This is a genomic window from Sphaerisporangium album, from assembly GCF_003323745.1.
GTDB classification, from domain to species: domain Bacteria; phylum Actinomycetota; class Actinomycetes; order Streptosporangiales; family Streptosporangiaceae; genus Sphaerisporangium; species Sphaerisporangium album.
On the sequence record NZ_QOIL01000030.1, the window covers coordinates 10,681 to 17,939 of the forward strand.

Consider the following 7,259-nt stretch of genomic DNA (forward strand, 5'->3'; position numbering starts at 1 on the left):
CCAATCATCGTTGGATCGCCTCAACCAGGTGAATCGGCATAGCTATGAATAATCATGATCGACAGCACTGACAACGCCAAGATGATCAGTGCATTCAGCCGATCTTCCATCTCGATGCAGATGGCGATAATGCACTGAGAGCTATTGACTCACTTAGACACTCTTAGTCAGGACAGAATGTGTAGTGCTAAGGTATCGTCACTTCGTGACGATACGTCGGGAGTTTCATACCGTGCGTGGGAGGTGACGGGCTCGCCGTGTCATGGGTCACTGCTATCGGCCCCTCCGACGCTCAGGTGGAGTACCGCTTAGCCGGCCTGCATGGCTGTGCGGGCGGCAATCTCGGCCAACTGGCAGCCGCGCCGTTGATCAAGGCCCTTCGTGACAAGGCCACCGCGCTGGGTGTCGAGGTGGCTCAACTGCTCGACACCACCCGTCAGCGACATGTGGTCGCCGACGCCTCAGCCCGGCTACAACGGTATGGGCACGACGCTGAGATGGACGCAGGCGCGGTGCTCCAGATAGCCGCAGCGGCAGCGGTTGACGTGCACGCGCTGTATCCGCCGTCGGTCATGGCGGCCTTCGCCGCTCTCGACCAGCAACTGAACTATCGGATGAGTGATACCGAGCGGCCACTGCGGTGGATCGGAGCCGGCTGCAATGAATTGGGCATCGAGGCTGGCTCGGAGTTGCCCGGTGAGCAGTTCGACATTGCCCGAGCGGTGATGAAAGGCCAGGATCCACGCTCCGGCGAGCAACTGGTGAGACCTAAGACCGCAGCACATCCGGGGTCGAAGCTCATGGCCGGGCCGCTGTTGGAGGCCATTCGTGATCGCGCGGCCGCCCTCGGACACGATCCGCTGGATCTGGTGCGTTCGCAGCGGCAGCGCTCCAGTCTCGAGCGGATGAGTCGCCAGGTGCGCCTTTATGGCGATACCCACCGGGTGAGGGTGTCGGCGCTGCTGACGCTCGGCGACGCGGCCGGTGTCGATGTCGTAGCGCTGTATGGGCGCCCCGCACTCGAGAGGGCCTTGGCCCTGGAGCATGATCGGGTGGTCGCCGGGAATCGCGGCTACGACCTGACTATCAACCTCCCCAAGGCATTCAGTGTCTTGTACGCCTTCGCCCGAGGCGAGCTGGCCGATGAGGTCGAGCAAATCTTCGTCGATTGTCTGGATGAGGCAGTGACGGCGGCGGAGAGATGGACGTGCTACGGCATGCGAGGGCACCACGGTGATGGCGCCAAGGCCGCCCGGGTAGCCGGAAGCGGCTTCATCGGCTGGGTGAACATCCATCGCACTGCTCGCCCCACCGGCAGCGCGCCTGTGGGAGACCCCCACCTGCACGCGCACGTCACCATCGCCAACATGTGCCGCGGCGCGGACGGCCAATGGTCAACAATCGCCGCCGGTGGACGAGACCTGTTTCGGCACATCCTGGCCATCGACGCGCTGATGCAAGCGCGGATCCGCCAGGTCACGCACGAGCGGTGGGGGATGATCTGGCAGCGCAACACCCACACCGGGGTATGGCAGATCGTCGGAATCCCCGAGGAGACGATCCGACTGTTCTCCAAGCGCAACACCGAGATCCTCGCCCTGTTCAAGCAATGGGGCATCGACATAACCACTTGCACCGCAACCCAGCAGCACACCGCGGCCGAGGTGCTCAAGAACGCCAAAACACAACACGCGACCTTGACGCCAACCGAGGGGCTGCGCGCCTACTGGCGAGCTGAAGCGCGCGCGGCAGGCCAGGACCCGGATGCGATCGTGGCCGCCACCATGACTCCGCTCGAGTTGATCGGCCGCCAGCCTGTCGTCCAAGCAAGTGGTCCAGCAGATCTGGATGCGCTGTGCCGGTGGCTGTTTCGACCCGATGAGGGCTTGACCGCACACCGCAAGGACTTCACCGGCGCCCAGGCGCTGGCCGCGGTAATAGACGCGATTCAAGGCGGTATCGCCTCCTGCGCCGAGGCCGAAGAGCTGACCGACCTGGCGCTCAAGCACGGGGGCTACGCGATCCAGCTGGCTACCACTGGCCCCACTCATCTCACCCACAGCGACCGCTACACCACCGCGGACATCATCGCAGCCGAACGTGCGATCATTGCCGCGGTTCGCCGACGCTATCGCAGCGGATGCGCCGTACTGGCCCCAGCCACGCTACAGATGGCCATCGACACCTACCAGGCCACCCATCAGCTAACACTCAGCCCCGAACAACGCACCGTGTTGGAGCGCCTGGCCTCGGCCGGCCATGGCGTCGATGCGGTCATCGGCGTGGCCGGCGCGGGCAAGACCACGCTGATGGAAGTGGCGCGCATCGCCTGGGAGGCCGAGGGCAAGGTAATCGCCGGCACCTCCACCGCTGCGGTGGCATGCGCGAACCTTCGCCTGGAAACCGGCATTCCGGCCTTCACCATCGCCAAATGGCTCGAGCGGATCGAGCGCGGCCGGGGCCTTGCCGGCGTCGACGTACTCATCGTTGATGAGTCCGCGATGGTCGATGACCGTCAACTAGCGGTCCTGCTTGCACACGCGGCCGAGGTCGGCACCAAGGTCGTCGGCATCGGAGACCCAGCACAGCTCCAATCGCCCGGCGTGGGAGGCAGCTTCAACGCGGTACATACGCTGATCGGCGGACTGACGCTTTCGACGAACTACCGTCAGCAAGATGTGGTGGAGCGGCGCGCGTTGGAGATCTGGCGGACCGGGAATCGGCGAGAGGCGCTGCGCACCTGGGCGCAGCACGGCCGCGTGCATGCCACCACCACCCGCGAACAGGCACTGGCACACATGCTCATGATGTGGGATGAGCGCCGACGCCTGTATCCAGACGTCCATGAGGCGATCACGGAAGTACTGATGCTGGCAGGTAAGAACACCGATGTCGACGAACTCAACCTCTCGGCGCGCGCGATCCGCCGGGCCGCTGGAGAGCTCGCCGGCCCCGATACCGTGTTCGCCCTGGCTGACGGCGGCGCCCTCGCCTTGACCGTCGGTGACATTGTGCTGATCCGCAAAAACCAGTACCGCGAATGGCGCAGCAACGGCCGGCACGCCGACGTGCTCAACGGGTTTCGCGGCATCGTCACCGCGGTCGACCGCCAGCGCGGGGTGCAGGTGCAATGGCGCCGCACCGACACCGATGGGCGGATCCAGCACATCAGGGAATGGGTCAGCGCCGCCTACATCGCCGAGGGCGGCCTGTCGTACGGCATGGCGATGACCGTGCACAAGACCCAAGGGCTCGGCGCCGACTACGCCCTTACCTATGGTCCCGGCCTGCACACCAACGCCACCTACACCGCTCTTTCACGCGACATCCGCGAAGCGCACCTGTTCCTGGCACGCACCGCCCTGGAGGACGAGGACCGGCAAGCCACGTTGGGCAGGCCGCGCAGCCCCGCCGAAGAATTCGACCGCGCGCTGAACGCCTTCGCCGATTCCTTGGAGTACGACCATGATGAAGGGCTCATCCTCGCCGAACTCGGCGAGCAGATCGAACCGATCGACCTTGTCGCCTCTGGAGAGACAGACCCCATCCAGCGCGTAGGCGACCGGATCTACCTACCCGATCCGCTGGCCGAGGCGGTACGGCGGGCACTGGGGCCGTGGGCCGCGGTGGTGACCGTCAACGAGCAGTGGCCGGTCTTAGCGCGGATCCTGGCACGGGCGGCCGAGGCCGGCCACGACGTGGACGCCTTGGTTGCCGCTGCGGCTGCCGAGGGGCCACTGAACGGAGCGCGTTCGCTGCCACGCGCCCTTGCCTGGCGTATCCAGCGGCATCTGAATGGGGACGCGGCGCCGCCTCGGCGTGTGCAGTCCGGCGCGTTCGCTCTGCCGGTCTTGGATGCCGCCGCCCGCGCGGCGCTGGCACACCTGCCCGGAGTGATGGTCGGGAGCCCGCATCCCGGCGCCGTGGCTGCCTTGGATGATTTCCAGCGCGCGCTGCCGCCGCTGCCGAAGGCTTCTGAGCTGGCGGTGACGCCATGGCAGGAGCGACTGTTCGGCCTGCTCACCGATGCCGAGCTGCGCACGCAGATCCGCGACGTCACCGCCGGGCTGCCCATCCTGCAAAGGGCCGCTGCTCAGGCTGATGCGCTGGCCAGCAACCTGCACGACAGTGCCGCCTCCCGTAGCGGGCCCGCGGTCAGCGCGGTGCTACGCGCACACGAAACTCTGCGCGCGCACGCGGTCGCGATCGAGGAACTCGCCGAGGTCGAAGCCGAGCTGGAAGCCCAGCTCATCACCGAGCGGCAGATGCGCGAGCGCCTGGGGCAACTCACACGTAGGGGCACGACGAACGAAGCCACACGGCTCAAGGAGCAGATCGCTGCTAGCGGGAGCCGTATCGCTCAGCTCACCTCACGCCGGAGCGCATTGCGGCAGGCAGCAGGACCCGCCAGTGGGCATGAATCAGTACAGCGTCGCCTCCAGCGTCGGATTGAGCAACACGAACAGCTGCTCAATCGCGCACACGCGACCGACATCCAGGACGCGGCGAAGGCTTCACAGGATGCGGAACTGTTGAACCATCAGGCCCAGGAACTGACCTTCGTACTACGTCACCTGACCGCCGAGGCGGCATTGCGGCAGTCACTCGACAAGGAAGAATCCGCGCGTGAGGTTGCGCAACGACGGACACACCAGAGGGACAGGGGCAGCGACCCCTCCTCAGCAGCCGCTGCACTCGGTGTTCCTGCCGGCGGCTCTGTGTCTGCTGAATCTCTCACGGTCTCCAAGGCGAAGCAGTCCTCCGTGGAGGGAGGCTATCGCTAGACTAGCCTTTAAGCCTCATTTGGTGGCGTTAGGGCGTGCACCCGGGACTCATCGACATCGAACACTTCCGGGCCACGGCCAGGCCGGTCCGAAAGCACTGCATGGCATGTCCCTATCCGCCTGATGAGAAGCCGTCAATGGCTTTCCCCGGTGAACACGATGGGGCATGCGGGCCACCATTGGCTTTGCTTGTGGCTCTGTGTCTGTAAGAAGAGCGGCAGCGTGACGACTAGATCGCACGGTTATTGGGCGTACGAGAAGTCCGTTTCGTGCGTCACCAGTGCGCACGACGTTCGTGGCCGTCAAGCCCATGGAGAGTTTTCGATGGGGGCACGTATGGACTCTCGCCGGTGACGCGATCACTTCGAGCAGGCGCCGTTGTCGGCCGGCGAGATAGTTCCGGGCTCTGCCCACGGTCTGACGAGAGCAGCCTCTCAGCGTCGCTGAACCTCTGATCGAAGTCTCTTTCACTGCCGCGCCTCTGTAGTATCAGGATCCGCCGTGCGATCTCGAAACGATGTTCGGGGTGCACAGCAAGAAGCGCGACCTCCCCATAAGCCGAGGTAGAGGCCATGCTCTGACTCAGAAGAGCCCTATACGAACGGAGCACGGCGCGCGCCTGGCGGTCAAACCGTTCCACACGAGTGGAGCGTTGCGGGTAGTCGTCAGGGTGTGGCGAGGGGTCCAGCAATCTACGAATAACGTGCAGGGCCTGGCCTGCTCGGCCCAGGTGTGTATCAGCCACCATCGCCAGGCACTCGTTGGCGTGGCAAATCGCCATCGCGACCTGTGCCATCGTTTCGAAGGTCGGCGCCAATAGTTCGGGCGGTTTGACCGCGGAGGCGTGGCGCCGTGCGGGTGTCCAGATCGGATTGAGGTACAAGAGGCGGCCCATCCGGGTGACCAGATGTTCCGTGTGGTTCTCTGTCCTCGATCGAGGGCTGACCGGCAAATCCGGCACCAGCTCATCCCAAGCCTGGCCGATCTCCTGCCAGCTGGCCACCTCCCTTGCGCTGACCCGGTGTGCCTCGGCGAGCGCCGTACGCAGGGGTGAGCACCTCGCTCCGCGTGCAGTACGCGGAGATTCATCGTCTGGCACAGCTGCAGGTGAATGTGGCTGAGCACGATTCCGTCGGCGGCGGTGCGGCGCCATTGGCGAATGTCCGCTTGCCCGTCGACCAGTGGCCGGGCGCTGTCGGTGTAGCGCGTCCGCAGTGATTCGGTGTTGGCGATGATGTCACGGCACAACTCTGCGACCGACTGGGCATGTTCGGGTGGTGGACGGGGTGGATCGGGCTGGCGCGGCGGTACGCCAGACAGTAGCGCGTGTCCGTCGCCTCGATACGCGCCCAGGGTTGCGGAGATAAGCGTGCCAGGCAGGGCCCGTAAGGCCGTGATCGCCGATTCCAGGAGCGGCGTGAATGGTCCGCGTCTAATGTCCGATTGGATGCGTTCAAGGATGTCACCCAAAAGCAGACCGTTCCCGGCGAGGTCGTGGAGCAGGGCGTGTTGGGTGTCCAGGTCCTCGATGACGCGGGTCCAATCGGACCGTGAGAGGCGATTGCCGGTACCGTCGATGTGGTAATGCGTCTGGAGTAAGTCCAACCCGGTGCCAAGAATGGTCGCCGCGCCCTTTAGATGCGCGGCGAGCAGGTCATCTCCGGGTGGGTGCCGATGGGCCAGTTGAGCCATGCATTGCTGCAGAAGCGTGTCGGCGCGAGTGAGGTGGTCAAATGGCTCAGGGTAGGACATGCCAGGGAACAGGCGCCGACGCGCCAGGGTGGTGGGTGCTGACGCGGCGACGAAGTCCCACATCCTGGTCATGGCGTGGGTAAGGTCGCGTGATCCACTGATCGCAGCGAGGACTCGGCCGTCGAGTAGACGGCGACGGCTGAGATAGCTGGCCGTCATCAGGTTATGGCGGCAGCCATCGAGGAAGTTCCCTAAGGTCGCAGTCATTCGTCGTCGCTTGCCAGCCAGTAGTGGACCTCGGCAAGGCTGGCCGCGGCCTGGGACATCTTCAGCTGCTGCTCGGCATCGTGCTCTTCTGCAGCTAGGGCCAGCAGGGCTCTGCTCAAGCGGATCGACGCGACGGTGACTGTTTCGGCGAGTGCATTGGTCTGTGCTGCTGACAGGGAGGGGAATACGAGGGGCGGCGCAGCGGGAAGTTCAAGGATGGTCGCGGCATGTGTTGCCGCGTCGACGGCGTAGGCATAAGCGGCGAACTCCTCCTCCGGGGCATGGTGCCGAAGTGCGCATACTGCCGCACCCAGGCTTGCAACAGTGGCGGAGATGGCCTGGAACCGGATGTGCGGGTCGCGGTGGCCCAGTCGCTCAAGGTGGGGTGGCTCAGCGAAACTGTCAGAGGTCAACATGATGAGGGTCCCTTGCGGAATTGCCGGTACGTCGGGGAACCGCTTACGCCAACGTGCTTCGCCGGCCGAATAATCATGCATGGTCTCGACTGGGCCGCGA

General features: G+C 64.9%; 2 protein-coding genes. One reads left to right on the forward strand and one right to left on the reverse strand.

What is annotated here, in order from left to right; all coding sequences use genetic code 11:
• Positions 1–257 precede the first annotated feature (257 nt).
• Positions 258–4,784 (forward strand): MobF family relaxase, encoded by a 4,527-nt coding sequence (mobF, locus tag DQ384_RS36525; protein WP_147269019.1) that lies wholly within the window; start codon positions 258–260, stop codon positions 4,782–4,784.
• 1,955 nt (positions 4,785–6,739) lie between these two features.
• On the opposite strand, the gene DQ384_RS36530 is transcribed toward mobF, so the two are convergent.
• On the reverse strand, positions 6,740–7,159 hold the full coding sequence (locus DQ384_RS36530; RefSeq protein ID WP_114033461.1) for a hypothetical protein: 420 nt from the start codon (positions 7,157–7,159) through the stop codon (positions 6,740–6,742).
• Between the last annotated feature and the right edge of the window lie 100 nt (positions 7,160–7,259).